At 43.3% G+C, this 17,983-nt stretch carries 9 protein-coding genes; 7 read left to right on the top strand and 2 right to left on the bottom strand.

The window, feature by feature from the left end; translation table 11 throughout:
• Nucleotides 1–59 precede the first annotated feature (59 nt).
• The 7 genes from QUA07_RS21580 to QUA07_RS21550 all read left to right on the top strand — a co-directional run bounded on the left by QUA07_RS21580 (nt 60) and on the right by QUA07_RS21550 (nt 10,581).
• Nucleotides 60–458: a response regulator gene (locus QUA07_RS21580; protein ID WP_333329031.1), complete on the top strand. Its 399-nt coding sequence runs from the start codon at nt 60–62 to the stop codon at nt 456–458.
• The gene (locus QUA07_RS21575) at nt 455–3,613 is read left to right on the top strand and encodes a PAS domain S-box protein (protein WP_333329028.1); all 3,159 of its coding nucleotides are present in this window, start codon (nt 455–457) and stop codon (nt 3,611–3,613) included. The genes QUA07_RS21580 and QUA07_RS21575 overlap by 4 nt, the downstream gene beginning before the upstream one ends.
• Before the next feature lie 296 nt (nt 3,614–3,909).
• Complete coding sequence (locus QUA07_RS21570; protein ID WP_333329025.1) at nt 3,910–5,850, top strand: response regulator; 1,941 nt, start codon at nt 3,910–3,912, stop codon at nt 5,848–5,850.
• Nucleotides 5,851–7,758: a PAS domain S-box protein gene (locus QUA07_RS21565; RefSeq protein ID WP_333329022.1), complete on the top strand. Its 1,908-nt coding sequence runs from the start codon at nt 5,851–5,853 to the stop codon at nt 7,756–7,758.
• A gap of 413 nt (nt 7,759–8,171) precedes the next feature.
• Nucleotides 8,172–8,342 carry a hypothetical protein gene (locus QUA07_RS21560; RefSeq protein ID WP_333329019.1) on the top strand — a complete coding sequence of 57 codons (171 nt, stop codon included), beginning with the start codon at nt 8,172–8,174 and terminating at the stop codon, nt 8,340–8,342.
• The gene (locus QUA07_RS21555) at nt 8,339–8,791 is read left to right on the top strand and encodes a response regulator (protein WP_333329016.1); all 453 of its coding nucleotides are present in this window, start codon (nt 8,339–8,341) and stop codon (nt 8,789–8,791) included. Before QUA07_RS21560 ends, QUA07_RS21555 begins: the two co-directional genes overlap by 4 nt.
• A gap of 128 nt (nt 8,792–8,919) precedes the next feature.
• On the top strand, nt 8,920–10,581 hold the full coding sequence (locus tag QUA07_RS21550) for a diguanylate cyclase domain-containing protein (RefSeq protein ID WP_333329012.1): 1,662 nt from the start codon (nt 8,920–8,922) through the stop codon (nt 10,579–10,581).
• A gap of 350 nt (nt 10,582–10,931) precedes the next feature.
• On the opposite strand, the gene QUA07_RS21545 is transcribed toward QUA07_RS21550, so the two are convergent.
• The gene (locus tag QUA07_RS21545) at nt 10,932–15,962 is read right to left on the bottom strand and encodes a PAS domain S-box protein (protein WP_333329009.1); all 5,031 of its coding nucleotides are present in this window, start codon (nt 15,960–15,962) and stop codon (nt 10,932–10,934) included.
• Between the two features lie 681 nt (nt 15,963–16,643).
• Nucleotides 16,644–17,864, bottom strand: a complete 1,221-nt coding sequence (locus tag QUA07_RS21540; RefSeq protein ID WP_333329005.1) for a hybrid sensor histidine kinase/response regulator — start codon at nt 17,862–17,864, stop codon at nt 16,644–16,646.
• Nucleotides 17,865–17,983: the final 119 nt, after the last annotated feature.

Raw genomic sequence — 17,983 nt, 5'->3', positions numbered from 1 at the left:
AGCAATAAAAAAAAGAGGGAAATACCCCAATCGTTAAAATTTAATAGAAGTAAAGTTTTATGTCTAAACCAGTAATTTTGTGTGTTGACGATGAAGTTGTAGTCTTAAATAGTTTAAAAATTCAACTTAAAAAAGAATTTGGGGATGCTTATTTCTATGAAGTAGCAGAAAATGCAGATGAAGCTCTGGAAATTATGGAGGAAATTCAAAAAGAAGATGAAAGTGATATTTTAGTCATAGTATCTGACTGGTTAATGCCAGGGATTAAAGGAGATGATTTTTTGATTATGGTTCACCAAAAATATCCTAAAATTGTGAAAGTTATGCTGACCGGGCAAGCAGACGAGGTAGCAATAGCACGGGTGAAAGAGCAAGCAAACTTGCACCGTTGTTTGTACAAGCCGTGGGAACGCAAAGAATTAGTAGAAACTATAAAATCTGGTTGGACAAAAATATGAACAATAAACCTGTGATTATTTGTGTGGATGACGAACCGATAATTCTTGAAAGTTTGAAAATTGAGTTAAAAAAAACCCTGGGGGAAGAACACTTATTAGAAACCGCTGAAGGCGGTGAAGATGCTTTAGAGTTAATCGAGGAATTACTGGCAGAGGGCTGCGAAATCGTAGCAGTGATTTCCGACTATCTGATGCCGAATATCAAAGGGGACGAATTACTGAAGCAAATTCACAGAATCTCGCCAAAAACTATCAAAATTATGCTGACTGGGCAAGCAGACCTAGAAGCAGTAGCGAATACTATTAAATATGCTAAATTGTACCGATACATATCGAAACCTTGGCAGTCAGAAGATTTGAAGTTGACGGTAAAAGAAGCGATTAATAGCTATTTTAGGGAGAAGCAATTAGCGCAACAAAATGCTCAACTCCAAAAGCTAAATCAAGAATTGGAAACTTTAGTCGAGGAGCGGACTGCACAACTGCGCTTGTCTGAGGAAAAGTTTGCTAAAGCTTTTCGTTCTTCTCCTAACCCGATTGCTATTACCAGACTTAATGACGGTCGTTATTTAGAAATTAATGAGGCTTTTTCCCAGACAATCGGTTATTCGGCGGCAGAAATTCTCGATCGCACGGCGCTTGATTTGAATCTTTGGCAAAATATACAAGCCCGCGCTGAGTTGTTTAAAATGTTAGACGAAAAAAAAATTGTTCTCAACTATGAATTTGATTTTCGCACTAAAACAGGGGGACTCAGAACCGGGCTGCTGTCAGCAGAAATCATTGACATTCATGGCGAAACCTGCGTGATTTCTGTGATTCAAGATATTAGCGATCGCAAATTAGCCGAAGAAAAACTCCGATCTGTAGCGGCTTCTTTAGCAGCAGCGCAAAGAATCGCCCGTGTGGGTAATTGGGAATGCGATTTATCGGCCAACACAACTACTTGGTCGGAAGAGTTATCTCGGATTTTTGGGATCGAGCCAACCCAACCTGCGCCAACACTAACTGAGTTTTCGCAATACGTGCATCCGGACGATCGACAAAAGTGGCAAACAACGATCGACGCTGCTATTGCTAATGGGCAATCCTACAGTTTGGAATATCGAATCCTGCGGCTGGAACCGACAATGGGTGCGGATAATTGCCAGTCACAAACAAGTGAAGCCGGCTTCATCCGCTACATCGAAGCCAGAGGAGAAGCAGTTGTCAATCAACAAGGTAAAGTGACAAAACTATTCACAACGTTGATGGACATTACCCCCCGCAAGCGGGCAGAAATAGCCCTAGCAGAGAGCGAAGAAAAATACCGTCATTTAGTTGAAACTTCCCAAGATATTATCTGGTCTTGCGATGCTGAAGGACACCTTACTTTTGTGAACCAAGCAGTTAAACAAATCTACGGTTACGAGCCTGAAGAAATGCTAGGCTGTTCTTTTAGCGATTTCTTAGCCCCAGGAGAAATAGACTGGAAATGGGAACTTCAGCAGCGCTTGCTGACCGGCAAAACTGTGTTTCAGTACGAAAACATAGTATTAGGAAAAGACGGCAGAAAGATTGATGTAAATACGAAGGCGATCGCGCGCATGGACGCTGAAGGAAATATCATCGGCACAACAGGCACTGCTAGCGACATTACTGAACGCAAACAAGCTGAAATAGTCCTGCAAAAAGCCAAAGAAGAAGCCGACAGAGCGAACAGGGCAAAAAGCGAATTTCTCTCGAATATGAGCCACGAATTGCGAACTCCCCTCAACGCAATTCTCGGTTTCAGCCAACTGCTGGCCCGCGACCCAGACCTCGGTGCCGACCAACAGCAATACTTAGGAATTATTATCCAGAGCGGGGAACATTTGCTCGTTCTAATCAACAATATTCTGCAAATGTCAAAAATTGAAGTTGGGCTGGTGACACTTAATAACAGCACCTTCAACTTGCACAAAATGCTAAAAAATACTGAAAATATGCTGAAGCTGCAAGCGCAAAAAAAAGGGTTGCAGTTAATTTTTGATTGCCCAGCAGATCTACCTCAATATATAGAAACTGACGAAAGCAAGTTGCGACAAGTATTGATAAATGTAGTCGGAAATGCTATTAAATTTACTGCGGAAGGTGGTGTTAATTTGAGACTCAAGCATGAACTGGTAAAAAATAAAATTTCCCCAGGAATTTCGCCAAGTGAGAATTGCTCTTTGCTATTTGAAGTGGAAGACACTGGTTCAGGAATTTCTGCGGAAGAAATGAACAATTTGTTTAAACCTTTCGCGCAAACAGAAAGCGGCAAAAAAGCTCAAGAAGGAACCGGTTTGGGCTTGCCAATCAGCAAACAGTTTGTGCAGTTAATGGGAGGGAAGATGACGGTAACAAGCACCCTCGGTCGCGGCAGCATTTTTAGATTTGATGTTAAAGTTTCGCTCCCTAATGCCGTGGAAATTCAGGTGGCTCAAACAGCTCGCCGAGTGGTGGGTCTGGAACCCGGACAGCCAGAATACCGGATTTTAGCTGTTGACGATCGCCTGGAAAGCCGCTTGCTGTTGGTCAGAATGCTGACATCCCTTGGCTTTGCGGTGCAGGAAGCTGAAAATGGCGTTCAAGCTGTGGAAATGTGGTCGAGTTGGGAACCTCATTTGATTTGGATGGATATGCGGATGCCGGTGATGGACGGTTACGAAGCTACTAAACAGATTAAAGCGCATTTGAAAGGTCAAGCAACGGTGATTATTGCTCTGACTGCAAGTGCTTTTGATGAGGAGCGATCGCTGATTTTGTCTGCTGGTTGCGATGATTTTGTAGCGAAGCCTTTTCGGGAGCAAGTGATTCTGGAAAAGATGGCTAAGTATCTAGGAGTCCGCTATGTTTATGATCGAGAAGCTTCGCTAACTTCTGATGCTGCGGTGTCCGCCGAGGTTTCCACGGTAACTGAAACGGCTGATTTGGCTTTTACGCTTAATACTTCATTTTTGGAAGCTATGCCTGCTGAATGGGTTGATGAATTATATTCTGCGGCAGATGCGGTTGATAACGAGGAGATTTTTCGGCTGTTGTTGTCGATTCCTCCTATTAATGCTAGTTTCCGCAGCGCGATCGCCGATTTGGCGAATAACTTCCGGTGCGATCGGATTATCGATTTGATTGACGAGTTTAGAAATTGTTGAAGGATGAAAGAAGAAGGTATAATAGGGGCAAATTCAGGATTATTGATCGTGTAGGTCGATCGCCTATTTGTAAACTCGCCTGCGGGCGATAGACTAATTTACCTGTAGCCAAGCTCCACACCCTGCTAATCATCAGTCATTCCCAATTCTTTAATCTCACATATCAAATCTAAAATCTCAACTACGATAAGTTATGTAAATATCAAAGCAGTTGATTGAAGAGGGAGTGCTATAGTGACTATTTAACAAGTTTTTCTAATTTCAACACTTCTTAAATTAACAAAAAATAGCCAGCGATGACCAACAATCAAATAGAAGAAAATAAAGGCAACATATTAATTGTTGACGATACTCCAGAAAATTTGCAAGTTTTATCAGCAACGCTGTGCGATCGGGGCTACAAAGTCCGCGGCGTAATTAACGGCAAAATGGCAATCAGGGCCGCGCGCTCTGGTTGTCCCGATTTGATTTTGCTCGACATCAAAATGCCGGAAATGGACGGCTACGAAGTCTGCACCCAGCTCAAGGAAGATCCGAAGACATCCGAAATTCCAGTTATTTTTATCAGCGCTTTAGATGAAGTATTGGACAAACTAACCGCCTTTCAAGTGGGAGGGGTAGATTATGTCACAAAACCGTTTCATGTAGCAGAAGTTTTAGCGCGAATCGAACACCAACTGACTATCCAGAGGCTGAAAAAACAATTGCTCGATCGCAATAAAGAACTGCAAGAAGAAATAATAGAACGCAAAAAAGCCGAAGAAGCAGCGGCTGCTGCATCGCTCGCAAAAAGTCAATTCGTTGCCAACATGAGCCACGAATTGCGGACTCCCCTGAACGCCATCCTTGGTTTTACCCAAGTCATGAGCCGCGACTCTTTGCTCAGCCACGAAAATCTCGAAAATCTCCGAATTATTAACCGCAGCGGTCAACATTTGCTGGAACTAATTAACGATGTTTTAGACTTGTCGAAAATAGAAGCAGGGATAATTGGCTTAGATCAACGCAGCTTTGACCTCTATCAACTCCTCGACACTCTCGAAGAAATGTTTCAAATCAAAGCTGAAACAAAAAAAATGCAACTGAGATTTTCCGTCGAGGCTAATGTTCCCCAATATATAAAAACTGACGAAAAAAAGCTGCGCGTTTGCTTAATTAACCTGCTGGCAAATGCCATGAAATTTACTGAGGACGGGGGCCGTATTTGGCTGCGCGTGAGCGTGGAAAGCAACCAGCAACAGCCGGCAGCATCTGAAAGCCATCCTAACTCTACCTCAGTGGAGCCATTGTTAATTTTGTTTGAAGTTGAAGACACGGGAATTGGCATAGCAGCAGCAGAAATTGATACTTTATTTGATGCTTTCGTCCAAACACAAGCGGGGAGAAAAGCGGCTGATGGTACGGGGTTGGGTTTGACAATTACTAAAAAATACGTGCAGATAATGGGTGGGGATATTGGGGTAAAAAGTGTTTTAGGTGAGGGAACAAGTTTTAAATTTAATATCCGAGTATTTGCCGCTATTTCGTCTGAAATAACAATGGCGACATTGCAGCGGGTGATCGCACTAGAAGCAGATCAACCGGTTTATCGGATTTTAGCAGTTGACGACAATCAAGACAATCGGCTCCTGCTGGTTAAAATGTTGCAACCAATTGGTTTTGAAGTCCGAGAAGCGGAAAATGGCTACCAAGCGGTTGAAATTTGGGAAAGTTGGCAGCCTCATTTAATTTGGCTGGATACGCGAATGCCAGTAATGGACGGTTTTGAAACTGTCAGACAAATTAGAGCTAAAGAGAAACAAAGTCAGCGACGAACTGTAATTATTGCTCTGACTGCTAGCACTTTTGAGGAAAGAAAAGGCGAAATTATCGCCGCAGGTTGCGACGATTTTGTGCGGAAACCTTTTCAAGAACAAATCCTCTTTGATAAGATGGCTTACTACTTGGGAGTGCGCTATCTTTATCAAGAGTTGCCCCGGCTCCCAGTTGGGGCTTTACGGCGTTATTGCGTGAACGAAAAACCCGATTCATTTTTCGGAGAGCTGCTGGCTCAGATGCCTCAAAGCTGGGTGAAGGAACTCCATGACGCAGCTAATGATGTTAATGAAGAGCTGGCGATTCAACTTGTCGATCGCATCTGGGAAAGTCATCCAACCTTAGCTGAGGCTTTAAAAGATTTGCTTGCCGATTACCGACTCGACAAGATAATGGATTTAACTCAATCGAGTTTAAAATAAATGGATAATAGCGAAATTAAAGTATTGGTGGTTGATGACCAACCAAGCAATCTGCGGTTCTTATCCAAACTGCTAACATCCCAGGGCTATCAAGTTTACCGAGCTATTAGCGGTCAACTGGCGTTGAATGTTGCGATCGCCCATTGCCCGGATTTAATTTTGCTCGACATTAGAATGCCAGAAATGAACGGTTATGAAGTTTGTCGGAGACTGAAAGCGACACCAGAAACTGAACAAATTCCGGTAATTTTTTTAAGCGTATTAGATGAAATGAACGATAAATTACAAGCTTTTCGAGTAGGAGGTTCCGACTATATTACTAAACCATTTCAAGTTGAAGAAGTTTTAGCACGCATCGACAAGCAAGTCCGCTTGCAAAAACTGCAACAGCAATTAAAAGAACAAAATTATCAACTGCAACAGTCACAGTCGCTGCTTGCTAGCATATTAAATAGTTCCTTAGACTGTGTGGTGGCCTATTCTGCTGTCCGCAACAGTGAGGGAAATATTGTAGATTTCCAGTGGCTCTTGATCAACCCTGCCGCTGAAAAATTTTATGGTCTGCTATTACATGACATAGTTGGCAAGAATTTGTTAGCCCAAGTTTCCCAAGTTAGCAATAACGGGTTATTTGATTTGTATATCTCTGTAGTAGAAACAGGAGAAACTCTAGACCAAGAATTTTATTACGAACAGGAGCGAGATACTATTGTTTGGCTGCACATTGTGGCTGTGAAATTAAACGACGGTCTGGCAGTAACATTTCGCAATATTACCGATCGCAAACGAGCAGAAATTGCCCTACGAGACAGCGAAGAACGCTTCCGCGCGATATTCGAGCAAGCTGCGGTAGGCATAGCTAAAACCGCACTTTGTGGTAAATTTATGCGGGTAAATCCTGGCTTTTGTCAAATTGTCCGCTATGCACAATCCGAATTGTTACAGCAAAATTGGGAGGCAATTACTCACCCAGATGACAGAGAAGCGGACCGAGAATACCTGCGCTCGCTGTTATCCGGGAAGATTCCAACTTTTTCTGTGGAAAAGCGTTTGGTATGCAAAGATGAAGCTGTGCGCTGGGCAAATGTTACTGTTTCGGCAATGCGCGATGTCAAGGGGACGCTGCAGTATTTGATTTGTGCGATCGAGGATATCTCCGAACGCAAGCTGGTACAAGAACTGCTCCAAGCGAGTTTAGACACTCAAACCCGCTACGCTCAAGAATTAACTCGTTCTAATGCCGAACTAGAACAGTTTGCTTACGTGGCTTCTCACGATTTGCAAGCGCCTTTGAGCACGATTGCCGGCTACGCTCAACTATTAGAAAAACGCTTTCCCAACCAAATTGATGCCCAAGGGAATAAATTTATCCGCAATATTGTTAATTCTTGCGAGCGGATGCAGGCGCTGATTGATGACTTGCTGGAGTATTCCCGGGTCGGTCGCAGTCAGAAACCTTTTGAGATGATAGATTGCAATCGGGTTTTTGAGGATGCTTGTGCTAATTTGCAGTTGGCCATCCGCGAGAATCAAGCTTCAGTTACTAGAGGGGATTTGCCAAGGGTAAAAGGTGACTGTTTTCAACTGCTGCAACTGTTTCAAAATTTAATTGGTAACGCCATTAAGTACCGCAGCAGTGAGGCGCCGGTGGTGCAGGTGGACGCTTCGCGTCAGGGGGATAGCTGGGTGTTTTCAGTGGAGGATAATGGTATTGGGATTGCCTCACAGTACCATCCGCGAATTTTTCAGATTTTTCAGCGCTTGCACACCCAAAAACAGTATTCGGGAACTGGTATCGGTTTAGCGATTTGTCAAAGAATTGTCGATCGGCATGGCGGCAACCTGTGGGTAGAATCAGAACCCAATCGAGGCTCGACTTTTTATTTTTCTATTCCTATACCAAAGTGAAGTCAGCAGTCCGCCTGAAGCAGTCAATCGATTTTATATTTTATATTTTAGATTTTAGATTTTAAGAAAGCGACCCCACGGATGAATCCGGAGGCTTGTGAGCAAATTGCTTGATGGTCAGCCGTCCTTTACTTAAGCTTTAAATATCTTTATCTGTTCTTTACAAAAATGCTTATAAAGTGTAGCATATTCACTGATGACATCGAGCTATAAATCTATCAATATAAATCTATTAGCTCTATCCTTACACAACTTATAAATCAGCGGTGCGCGCAAGACTTGTTAATTTTTTTCAAGTGTATCCAGAGCATCTTCCTTTGGGATGCAATAGTTTCCCTAGTAGTTCGCCCAGAAGGATTTGTGATGTGTTGGCAGCTTGCAGGTTCTCGGACAGACTGCCAAGTGAAACAAGCATGATTCGCAAACCTTTGCAAATAGAGAAAAACGGTAAATTACTGCAACACAATTTCAGTGTTCTCAGCCAGATTTACCGGATGATGCGAAGAGATTCTTTGCAGGTACTCAGACACGGCTCAAAGTCCCGCAACCTCACAAAAGACGTTCGTAGTGAGACAAAGCCGTGAATTATCAAAAGAAAAAATTTACTCTTTTAATAGCAAACGATGACGAGGACACGCGCTTTTTGGTAAAGGAAGCACTGCGAGAAGTTTCATTAGCAATTACGAGCGAATTTGTGGAAAATGGAGAACAAGTGCTAGACTACTTGTACCGTCGCGGTCAATATCTTGGTAGCAGCAATTGGCATCAGCCAGACTTGATACTTTTGGATCTGAATATGCCGAGGCTGGACGGGCGAGAAACACTAACTTTGATCAGAGCTGACCCCCATTTGCAACAAATTCCGGTTGTAATGCTCACAACTTCCCACCGCAGAGGAGATGTCTTACTTTGCTACCGCTTGGGAGCAAATTCTTTCATATCCAAACCAGTAACTTTTGAAGGATTGCTGGAAGTCATGAAGACTTTATGTGAGTATTGGTTTGAGATCGTTTCACTCCCACCAGATATGTAAGCTTTAATGGAGCGCTAAATGCCTAGTTTGAGTGTATAGTGAATTTGATAAGCTGAAATATTTGCCGATCGCAAGTATCGCTATCAAAACAAAAAAGTTGCCTTCGACTCGCTCCGAACGCTATAGTTGTGTTAACACGTAACCAATGTCTGAAAATTTTGTTGGTTGAGGATGACCTCGGAGATCCGACAATGATCGAAGACCTTCTAGGGTCATTCAGCGAGTCTCTATTTCTTCTCCAAACTGTTAAGTCTCTGGAGATAGGAGTTGGGCGTCTGGAAGTAGACAAGTTTGACGCCGTACTATTAGATTTGTCACTGTCAGACAGCTTGAAGGGAAGCGAGGCGATCGCAGTTTTGAAAGGGCGATGGCCCACATTGCCAATTGTGGTGCTGACAGATATCAACGATGAAAATATTGCGCGGTCAGTATTGCGCTGGGGCGCTCAAGATTGTTTGGTAAAGGGAAGATTTCACCGAACTCTGCTGGTGCGGGCAATCCATTACGCGATCGAACGCCAGCAAATCGAAGAACAATTGCGGCAGCAGGCTCTGCGACAGCGGCTGTTGGGCAAAATGATCGAACATATTCGATCGTCAATAGATCCGGCAAGCATTCTCCAAAGTACCGTTGCAGAAGTGCGCCAATTTCTCCAAACAGACCGCGTTTTAATTTATCGCTGTCAGGATTGGGTGTCTCAATTGGACGGGGAAGAGCAAAAAGGTGCGATCATCGCAGGTGACGGTTTGCCAGAAGGTTATATTGAAAACCAAAATATTAATGCTGCTTTGGCGGTGTCATGCTTTGTTTTAGTCGAATCCCAGTCGGTACAAGCAATAGCAGATGTCAACACTGCCCCCTTGGCTGGCAGTTGCAAAGAATTGTTGACAGATTGTGAAATTGCAGCAGTTATCAGCGTGCCAATTTGGCAATCAGGTGACTGGGAAACGGCAAAAGAAACACAAGAAGCAACTGTTTGGGAAGTCGAGAACAATCAAGATTCAGCGGAAAATTATATCTGGCACCACGCGAGTGGCAAACCGCAGGCGCAGGGTAAAAATTTGCCGGATTCGATCGCAGAAAATGGCAATAGTTTGTGGGGAATGCTGACAGCATACAATTGCAGCGGTGTCAGGGAATGGCAGCAGTGGGAAATAGATTTTTTACAGCACTTGGCAAATCAAGTGGCGATCGCGATCGAACAATCTCAACTTTACCGCAAGCTAGCAATAGCCAATCAAAAATTGCAGCAACTGGCAACTACTGACGGACTGACTGGCATTGCCAATCGCCGCCAGTTTGATCGGGTTTTGAACTTAGAGTGGCGCAGATTGGCAAGAGAGAAACTGTCGCTGTCTTTAATTATGTTGGACATCGACTTTTTTAAACTTTACAACGAGTTTTATGGGCACCTCGGCGGGGACGATTGTTTGCGCCAAGTTGCCGGGGCGATCGCCAGCGCCACCAACCGGGCTGGGGATTTGACTGCCCGCTACGGTGGCGAAGAATTTGCCCTAGTGCTGCCCAACACTAGCGCCGAAGGGGCAAACGCTGTCGCCCGGAAAATTTGCGACGGCATCGCCAGCTTGAAACTGCCCCACGCGCGATCGTCGATCGGCCCCTACGTTACCCTCAGTTGCGGCATTGCGACAGCGATTCCTTCTGCCCAGGAATCTCCCAATGCCCTAATTCGCAGCGCTGACAGCGCCCTTTTTCAAGCCAAAACCGAAGGCAAAAATCGCATTTGTCACGCTAGCAGTAACTCGGAATCTTCCCCGATTGTTATGTAAAAGTTGAAGGTATTTTGTAATATCGTGTTTGATTTTTCACTCACAACTCATAACTCATATTGTTGACCTTGGCATCAGAATAATAATTTTCTGAGTGCACTGCCAGCAGGATGCGATGGAGTGACCCGGAGCAAGGATAATGCTCGCTTGCAGGGTATGATTCCGATGTTACGGTATTTGATATTACGGAGATGTTGCACCATTCTCAATTACTTGTTTAGGAACAGGCAAGATGCCTGTTCCACAAGAAAATTCCCTGTTTGTAGAACAGGCATCTTGCCTGTTCTTGAGAATGGTGCAAAATGTGATATATTACCCATTCCCGCTTCCCAATTTCTAATTACCAATTGCTAATTTATTGCCCCCAAATTTGAATTCCTACCCGTTAAATTCGGCCGCACTGGAATTTCAATCAAAAACTCCGCTCCCTCTCCCGGTGTCGAAATACAGCTCAATCTGCCGCCGTGGCGATCGACTATAATCGAGTGAGAAATCGACAGTCCCAAACCCGTACCCTTGCCCACAGGTTTAGTCGTGAAAAACGGGTCAAACAGCCTCGATCGCACTGACTCCGGCATCCCCCGCCCGTTATCCGCAATAGATACCGCTACGAAGTCGGCAGCCGCCTGATAACTGCGAATAGCGATCGTGCTGGGATGTCGATCGCACTCCTCGATCGAACGCTGCTTGTCCCGTTCTTCCAAAGCATCGATCGCATTAATTAAAATATTCATAAATACCTGATTCAACTCGCCCGGAAAACATTCAATTTGTGGCAAGATTTGGTAATCTTTAACTATCAGAATTTCTCCATGACTGCTGTGAGATTTTAACCGATTTTGCAAAATCATCAAAGTGCTATCAATTCCCTCGTGAATATTAACCGCCTTCCCCGCGGACTCGTCCAATCGGGAAAAATTACGCAATGATTTCACAATCTCGACAATTCGCTCGGTTCCTACTTGCATCGAATTAAACAATTTCGGGAAATCCTCAGCAATATAATCCAAGTCTATTTCATCAATTTTCTGCAAGACTTGGGCTGGAGGATAAGGACAGTAATGCTGGTAAACTTTAATCAATTCCAGCAAATCTAAAGTGTAATTGCGAGCCGGATTGAGATTGCCGTGAATAAAGCTAACAGGGTTATTAATTTCGTGAGCAACACCAGCAACTAACTGACCCAAACTCACCATTTTTTCATTTTGAACGAGCTGAGCTTGAGTCGTTCGGAGTTTGTTAATAGCTGCTTCTAACTCTAGCGCTTTTGAACGTTCTCGCGCTTCCGATTCCTGCAAAGCTGACTCGGCTTGTTTGCGATCGGCAATTTCACTTTGTGCTTGCTCAAACAGCATTGATTGCTGGATCGCGATCGCCAACTGCACGCTAATTTGTTTGAGACACTCGACCTCAATTTCCAGCCAGTGACGGGGGCCCGCGCACTCGTGAGCAATCAATAGCCCCCACAACTTCTCGCCTTGCAAAACTGGCACTACCAAATTAGCTCGCACCTGAAATTGACTTAATAAATTAATGTAGCACTCGGAAAGATCAGCTTGGTAAATATCATCCACAGCTACAGTACGACCCTGTTCGTAAGCAGAAGCATAGCTGTCTTCAAAGCAGGAATCGTCAATAGTTATTCCCTGAATAGCCAGCCAATTTTTGCCCACCGATTCGACATTTACAAAACCACTCCAATCGGGATTAAACTGATAAATAATAGTCCGATCTGTCTGTAAAAATTGCCGTACTTCAGCAACAGTTTTTGTCAAAATTTCTGCTAAATTGAGAGAAGAGCGAATGCGTTCCAGTATTCCTACCACCAGGCGTTCTCGCTTTAATTGCTGGCGCAATATAGCCTCGGCAAGTTTGCGAGTGCTAATATCTTCAATCACACCAATTACATAGCTAGGTTCCCCAAACCCCTCCCGCACTAAAGATACAGTCATATTAGTCCAAACAAATGAACCATCTTTGCGAATAAAGCGTTTTTCAAGGGAATAATTAAAAATTTCCCCAGCTAACAGTCTGTCGCGCGACTCGACATCGGCTGCTACATCTTCGGGGTGAGAAATATCCCCAACATTTCGTGATTTCAGCTCCAATTCTGAGTATCCGACAATATTGCAAAACCCTTGATTGGCATTCAAAAATTGACCGTCTGGCCACACTTTCACAATGCCGATAGCCGCTTGTTCAAATACAGCTCGAAATCGCTGTTCGCTTTCTTGTAAAGCAATTTCTGCTTTTTTGCGATGGCTAATGTCCATTGCCGTGCCAAACAGCCGCACCACCTGACCCAACTCATTTTTAACAGATTGTCCTTTAGCGTTAACGTGCCTGATTTCTCCTGATGGAACATAGATGCGGTGGTCGATGTCGTAAGCTGTCCCTTCAGTCACTGCGTTTTGCACAACTTCTGAAAACCTTTCTTTGTCATCGGGATGAATTTGCTCTAAAAGTTCTTCCATTGTTGGCGGCTGATTCACTCCTCGGCCGTAAACTCGAAACAGTTCTTCCGACCAAGTAATAATTCCTGCCTCAATATCCAATTCCCAATTGCCGATGCGGGCAATTTTTTGTGCTTCTTGCAACTGTTCGGCAAGTTGTTGCAAAGATGCAATCAACTGAGTTTTTTCGGCTTCGGCTGCAACGCGGGTGCTGATATCTTTATGAGTGCCTGTTATCCGCAACGGCGCACCCCATTCGTCGTACTCGACCACCTTGCCCATAGCCAGAATCCACTGCCAATTGCCCGCTTTGTTGAGCATCCGAAATTCAAATTCATAGATATCAGTCTCACCTTCCAAATAGAAATTTAAACATTCCATTACCTTCGCTCGGTCTTCTGGATGCACCAAACTTTCCCAACCTTTGAGGTTATTTTCAATTTCGGATTCTGCGTAGCCTAGCATTGATTTCCAATAAAAGTCGAAATAAGTTTCGCCAGTAGCTATATTCCAATCCCACAAGCCCAAAGAGCTGCCTGAAACCGCCAACTGCAATCGCTCTTGACTGAGTTTTAATGCCGATTCAGTGCGTTTTATTTCTGTGAGATCGGCAATTATGGCTATCATTCCTATCGGCTGACTAGCGCTATCTTGAATGCAATCAGCTCGCAAAAAAGTTTCTATAATATCGCCATTTTTACTTTTAATTTCTATTTCCCTTGCCCAGGAAAAACCTTTTCGCAGCACCCTAAATAACTTTCTCAAATCTTGAGATTTGGGGTACATTACTGCTGGGCCTCCGGCATTATTTAGTTCATCAACTGTATAGCCGTAGCGCTGAATAAATGCTTGATTGTGATAAACGGAATAACCATCCAAATCTGCGATCGCGATCGCATCACTAGCGCTGTCTACAGCTTGAGTTACCAGGCACAGAGTCATTTCGGCTTGTTTGCGATGGGTAATATCAAAAATCGCTCTGTCGAGCCACAAAACCAGCCCTTCTAGATTGTAAGTTGGCCTACCTCTTTCCGACACCCACCGCACCGTCCCGTCATCGCGAACAATCCGGTATTCTAGATTGTACGGCTGTTTCGACTCTACTGCTGCGCTGATTTGTCGATCGACCATTTCCTTGTCTGCCTCGTGGACAATGCTGGCAAAACTCAAGCCGTTGTTGCCAATAAAATCCCCAGCAGGATACCCGCTAATGACCTCAATTTCATCACTAATAAATACCATCGTCCACTCAGCATCATACAAGCTGCGGCAGATAGCGCCTGGGATATTCTCAACGAGCGATCGAAATCTGGCTTCGCTCTCCCGCAAAGCTGCCTCGGCCTGTTTTAAATCAGTAATATCCAGCACCATGCCTTCCCAAACTATATCCCCTTCGTGCCCTATTTCTGTGGGACAATCAACTCGTTCCGGTCTCGACGAACCGCCTTGCATCCACTTAAGTTTTCCCGACGGTACAATGGTGCGCCATTCCTGCTGCCAGGGCTGCATATTTGCCACAGAAACAGCAATAGATTCTTCAAATTTTTGACGGTCATCTGGATGAATAAAATCAAAAAGTAATTGAGGATTCTGCTGAATACTTTCTGGTTCCAATTCATATAAATCGCGGCTGCCCGACGAAATATAAGGAAAACTTTTTTTGCCGTCGGTTGAGAGACGAAATTGATAAATTATTCCCGGTAAATTGGCAGCAAGTTGCCGCAGTCTAGCTTCGCTTTCTTGCTGCGCTAATTGTTTGCGCCTATCCTCAGTGATATCTCGAATTATCCCGACGAGAATTTTACTGCCATCACTATTTTCAAAGACAGTTTTTTTAGTAGACAGAATATGTTTTGCACCGTTGGCGTCCGTAAATATTTCCTCACTCTCGTTTTCTTTGCCCGTCTTAAACACTTGTTGGTCACTATGCCAAAAAATCTCAGCTTCTTGTTTTGGGAAAAAGTCATAATCCGATTTGCCCAGTAGTTCCTCGCGCTGCTTCCCGATCAGCTTGCAAAAAGCATCATTTAACAGTATCCAGCGGTGCTGTTCATCCTTGACAAAAAGTGGGTCTGCAACTGCGTCGATTGTATAATTCAAAAACTTTTTACTAGCTTCTAGTTTGGAAAGTGCTAAAATTTTATCTGTAATATCATTGATAGTTCCTGTCGTCCCCTGCGCCTCGCCGTTCCCCCCAAAAATAAAAAATTCTTGCACTTCCACCCACCTAATTTCCCCATTTTTGGTAACATATCGGCTTTGATAACAACAGGATATTTGTTGATTTGGTCTCCGACCTCTAAACGAATTTAAATATTGGTGTTTATCCTCAGAATGAATGTAACTCAAACAGGAAGTTCCTAAGCTTTCATCAACGGTAAATCCGGTAATTTCCGTCCAAGCCGGATTGAGAAAAGTCCAATTTCCAGCAGTATTTGTTTCAAAAACGACTTCTTTGATATTGCCAACAACCTGCTGGTATTTTTCTTGACTTTTTTGCCATTCTGCTTGCCGTTTCTGGCGGGCGATCGCGCACCTGAGCGTCCGTACCAGCAGCCGGCTGTCTACCTGTCTTTTCACCAGATAATCTTGGGCGCCGGCGGCAATTAACTCGACAGCCAGTTCTTCGTCATCGGCCGCTGTCAGAATGACGATCGGAGTATTTATACCGCAATCTTGAAGTCGGAAAAAAGTATTAAATTTTACGCTGTCAGGAAGTGAAAGATCTAATAAAATTACATCAAAAATTTTGTCGCTTAAAATTTCTATAGCTTCCCGGAGGCGAACTACATTAGTCAGATCAATTGATTTTCCTAGTTGGGGCTCAGACAGCAGTTCTTGAATGAGTTCTGCATCTTCTGCACAGTCTTCTACTAAAAGAATTTTTAAACAAGCAGGCGTTAAAGTTGACTCAAAAACAGATGTCATACCATTTTATATTTTATATTTTTGATTTGAGATTTGGAATGACTGATGACTATCGCCGTTTGGTTCATGCGTACAGTGGCATTTTTTTGACTGCTATCCTTTTGCTATTTTTTAGTAATTATAAAATCTCAGCAGCGGATGCAGCTACCTAGCTGATGATTGCGGAACTTGAACCACACGCTTGAGAGTGCGCTATGTGCTTGCAGACCCCGCAGATTTATTTATAGAATTGAGTTGTTCGCTGCAAGCTTTCCGCCTCGCCCCAAACCTAGTGGCCCAAAACTATCATACTCTTACCAATATTGCAACTCAATTCTATTTTAATTTACAACCTTTGGCAGGGGAATAGCAAGAGGCAAGTCAAAAGAGCGCAGAGTAATCAAGATTTGCATTGCTGATAGCCTTTGAAACTTTAGATTTTAAATAGCCGTTTAAAGCTTGCCTAAAGTGGGATTATTTTTTTTTAATGGTATTACTACTAAGTTACGAGAATTACCGTTAGTTTACAAGATACGCTCTGAGATTGTGTTCGCTTAATTGCCCGCAATTAGCGCCTATTTGTATTGAGAAATGCAAGTCCTCTCTTGATGATGAAGCAAGACTTGCATTGCTTACTACAAACCTAATTACCAACTTAATTACGGTTGTCTAACCGGACACAATTTAACTCTGTTGAGTCGCTCAATTTTTCTGCGGTTTGGGCAGCACAACTGTAAACACGCTGCCTTGACCGACATTGCTGCTAATAGCAATCTCACCGTTAAAAGGTTTTAAAAGTTCAATACAAGTATAAAGTCCTAGGCCAGTGCCTGTCGGTTCGCCTTCGGTTTTTTCCTCGCCTTTAGGCGGCTTTGAGGTGTAAAAAGGGTCAAAAAGTTTTGGCAAATCTTCAGATGATATGCCGCATCCCGTATCTGCAATATCCATGTATATGTTCGAGTCGTCTTGCCGAGTCACGATAGTTATTTCTCTGCTTTTCTTTGCCCACATAGCATCCATTGCATTATTAATTAAATTATAAAATACTTGAGAAAGATAGGAATAAATTAATGGAATACTGGCAATTTCTTCGTCATAAAAGTATTTTTTCCTAATTTTATTTTTAAAATACAGGTTGCCTTCCAATAGCTGAATTTCTCTCTGCACTAAATCGTTGATATTCACCGGGTGCAAATCTTGCTTTTGCTCGTTTCGGCTTTTCATCATCAGAGTATCCATGATCTGATTGATTTTTGTGACAGCTTGAAAAATATACTTAGTATAATTAAACAGAGAGTCGTCTTGAATTTGTGCGGCTTTTGTTTCAATCAAATCGACGCTAGTCTGGATCACTTGTAGGGGACTTTTGAGGTTGTGAACCATGCCCTGAGTCAAACGTCCGATGATGGCTGTTTTTTCCTGGTTTATTAATTGCTTGGTTTTTTGTTCAACAAGTCTTTCAAGGTTTTGGTTGAGGTGGGCAAGTTCGAGGTTTTTTTCTTCGAGTTTTTTTTGCAAGCTGCGGATTGTCAAGTGGGTTTGAATCCGGCTCAAAACTTCTTCGTGCTGAAAAGGCTTAGTGATGTAGTCAACTGCTCCTGTCTGAAAGCCTTTTACTTTATCAGGCGTATCGGAAAGGGCGCTCATAAATATGATGGGAATATCTTGCGTTGACGGGTCTGCTTTCAAACGTCGGCAAGTTTCAAAACCGTCAATTCCTGGCATCATGATATCCAAAAGAATCAAGTCTGGATGGATGTAGTCAATTTGCTCGATCGCACTTTCGCCGTCTAGAGCCACTAATACTTTAAACCCGTAATTCCTTAACAACTCGAAAAGTACGTCAAGATTTGTTTGGTTGTCATCGACAATTAGTATGATGCTTCTTTCGGAATTCTTATCGTTCATATTCAAGGGAAACATTCAAATTTTTGATTTTTGAGTTGTGGGTTGTGAGGTTAAATGGGATTCAATGAATTTTCTGCGGCTCTAGAAACCCGGTTGCTTCCTAGATGCTTCTATTTGCAATAACCCTTTGAGGA

This window comes from Microcoleus sp. T3_A4 (assembly GCF_036700465.1).
Taxonomy (GTDB): domain Bacteria; phylum Cyanobacteriota; class Cyanobacteriia; order Cyanobacteriales; family Microcoleaceae; genus Microcoleus.
Note: the sequence above shows the minus strand (reverse complement) of the source record. Positions and strands in the feature narration are given on the sequence as shown.